3 protein-coding genes are annotated in these 2,589 nt (G+C 33.7%); all 3 read left to right on the forward strand.

The genetic code is table 11. The annotated features are described in order from the left end of the window. Nucleotides 1–731 (forward strand): phage baseplate assembly protein V (locus BBI01_RS04430; protein ID WP_228393935.1); only part of this gene is annotated, 731 nt, incomplete at its 5' end. A 2-nt stretch (nucleotides 732–733) separates the two neighbouring features. Next, on the forward strand, nucleotides 734–1,873 hold the full coding sequence (locus BBI01_RS04435; protein WP_065393494.1) for a cysteine peptidase family C39 domain-containing protein: 1,140 nt from the start codon (nucleotides 734–736) through the stop codon (nucleotides 1,871–1,873). Then, nucleotides 1,873–2,406 carry a hypothetical protein gene (locus BBI01_RS04440; protein WP_228393936.1) on the forward strand — a complete coding sequence of 178 codons (534 nt, stop codon included), beginning with the start codon at nucleotides 1,873–1,875 and terminating at the stop codon, nucleotides 2,404–2,406. The genes BBI01_RS04435 and BBI01_RS04440 overlap by 1 nt, the downstream gene beginning before the upstream one ends. Nucleotides 2,407–2,589 lie beyond the last annotated feature (183 nt).

Here is a 2,589-nt window from a genome sequence, read left to right on the forward strand (position 1 = left end):
CCACGGTCATTGCCAATGCTGATCCAGAAGGACAGGGAAGAGTCCAGGTAAGATTTGATTGGCAGATGAATGATACCACTCATTTTGTACGAGTGATGAGCCCAGATGCTGGAGGAACCGATCAGATTACTCAAAACCGAGGCTATGTAGCAATTCCTGAAGTAGGAGATCAGGTAATGGTCAATTTTGTACACAGTCATCCTGACCGTCCTTTCGTAATGGGAGGAATGTTCCATGGAGGAATCGGTCTTGGAGGTGGTGTAAATAACCATATGAGATCTATCCAGACAAAAAGTGGGATCAAAGTACTAATGAATGATGATGAAAAAAGTGTGACAATCATTGATCCAAGTGGAAATACCTATTTTATGGACGGGAACGGAAATATTTCGGTGACAGCTCCAAATGATATTACGTTTACAGCAGGGAAAAATATGAATATTAATGTGGGGGAGAATATGACGACAAGTGTAGGGATGAATAAATCTGACAATATTACTATGAATCACACTGAAAGTGTAGGAATGATGAAAAATCTTACAATAGGAGCCAACTTTATGACAAATGTTGTAGGAAGTCTAATGGAATTTGTTAAAGGGAATAGAGAGTCAAAAGCGCAAGAAGTAAAGGAACAAGCCAAAGCAAGAATGATTGTATCTCAGGAAAATAATAATATTCATTCTCAGAAAACTTTTAATAATAACAGTGGAGAAAGTTCCAAAATCCATTAACTATGTCAATCATACGAATAACAGAAGGTGAAAGCTCTACTTTCATTGAGGGAGGTTGGACCGTTTTTACGGATGAATTTGATGCTTATGCAGGAAATATCAGTCATTTTACGGCTGAGAATGGAACTTTATTGGGAACACCTGATAAAGAACCAAAAGCTTCTGATAATTCTTTTATTCCTATTATCACTGCAATTAATGATGAAGGAGATTTGTTCGGATCTTATGATGTGATAATCAATGATAAAAAAGAATGGACCTTTTCAGATTTATTAGATGTTAATTTACAGAATCAGAAATCTCGTGAAATTAAGTTTAAAACAGAAAGTTTAAAAACACGGGTGAAATTTAAGACCGAAAAAGGAAGCTCTAAAGCAAATGATAGTGATGGAGGAAATATTACAGCATTCTTTTTTAAAAAGGGTGAAAAGAATTCCTCTTTTACAACTGTAATTAATAATGTAAAGTATGGAGGAACTTTTTATCTTGATTGGGATCGTTCTAAAGGAGTTCATCAAATACAGTTTTATGCAGATGATAACGATTCTTTCTTTGATGGTGGTGTGAGTAATGTATATTGTGGTGCCGTAAACCTGTTTAAACTAGATTGTCCTGTTTGCGGAGAATGGGAAGTAATTCCTACTGTGATCCCAGAAAATTTATATGAAGGGTACAGAACAGATTGTCATGTTGCTACTCATAAACAGTTGGATATAATGGGGTACAAAGAGGGAATGCCGAGATATCAAACTGCAATAGCTATTCGGGATAAAAATAGAAGGTTTATTCGGATGGATTATTTTAAAGATCAGTACATCAAAGGAACAAAGTATATTAAACAGGCTCTGAAAAACGGAATTCCAGTTACTGTTGGTGTTGATAACCATGTAGAAATTACTCCAGGAAATCCTGATTTGACAACTGATCATTTTGTAGTAATTGTAGGAATGGGTACAGATGAAAAAGGAAATTATTTCCATTTTTATGATAATGCTGATTCTCGCTCAGGGACATCACTCAATAATAAATTATATTGTGTTTGTAAAGAAAATAAACTTGCAGGCTCTACAGATCCTTTGTCCAGATATGGAGGGGGTTTGACGTATACAGTGACATCAATAAGAACTTCAATCAAAAAATAATGAAAAATATCCTTTGTTTATTTTGTTGTACTATTTTTCTATTAGTGAGTTGTCAGAAAAGAAATATTCAGATGTTTAATAATCCTGCAAAAGTTGTAAAGACTGACTCTGTTTCAGATACACCCCTGCTTGGAGAGCAATGCCTGACTACAATAGATCATACCACTAAATGTGACGATAATAATGTTTTATTAAAAGGGAAAATTTTAAAAATTGAGAGTGAATCTTTTCAGTTTATTGCTTCCCCTGTTGAATTTAAAAATCAGATTTTAGTAGGAAAACCAAGACCGTTATCTGTTGATATATTAGATTTTGAGGAATTTAAAAATAAGATGGATAAAAACCATTTAAGAAAAATGGAAAATATTAAAATAACTTATTTTTTGAAGCAGGATAAATCCGAACTTGTTTTCCGTTCTTATCAACTTCTGGATTTAAAAATAGAAAGCACTTATACTTTTAACGCGGTTTTATATAAAATCACTACATCTGATCAGGTTAAAAGAATCATATTTATTGTAGGCTATAAATAATGATAACTTTGTTGATACATTGGTTATTTCGTAAAATTTTATCTTTAAAACTAAATCAAACACAAAGCAAATGAAAACCGAATCCAAATTAAAGGGAGCTTCTTTCCGCCCATCTCAGAATGCAGACGGTATATCTGAGAATCATCATACGGGTATCAACCGTTTGGTAAAACTCTCGTTAGT

It is taken from the genome of Chryseobacterium artocarpi (assembly GCF_001684975.1).
GTDB lineage: Bacteria > Bacteroidota > Bacteroidia > Flavobacteriales > Weeksellaceae > Chryseobacterium > Chryseobacterium artocarpi.

Excerpts from the sequence above, each read along its gene's own strand:
- BBI01_RS04435 (WP_065393494.1), top strand. The coding sequence starts at position 734 with ATGTCAATCATACGAATAACAGAAGGTGAAAGCTCTACTTTCATTGAG.
- BBI01_RS04440 (WP_228393936.1), top strand. The coding sequence starts at position 1,873 with ATGAAAAATATCCTTTGTTTATTTTGTTGTACTATTTTTCTATTAGTG.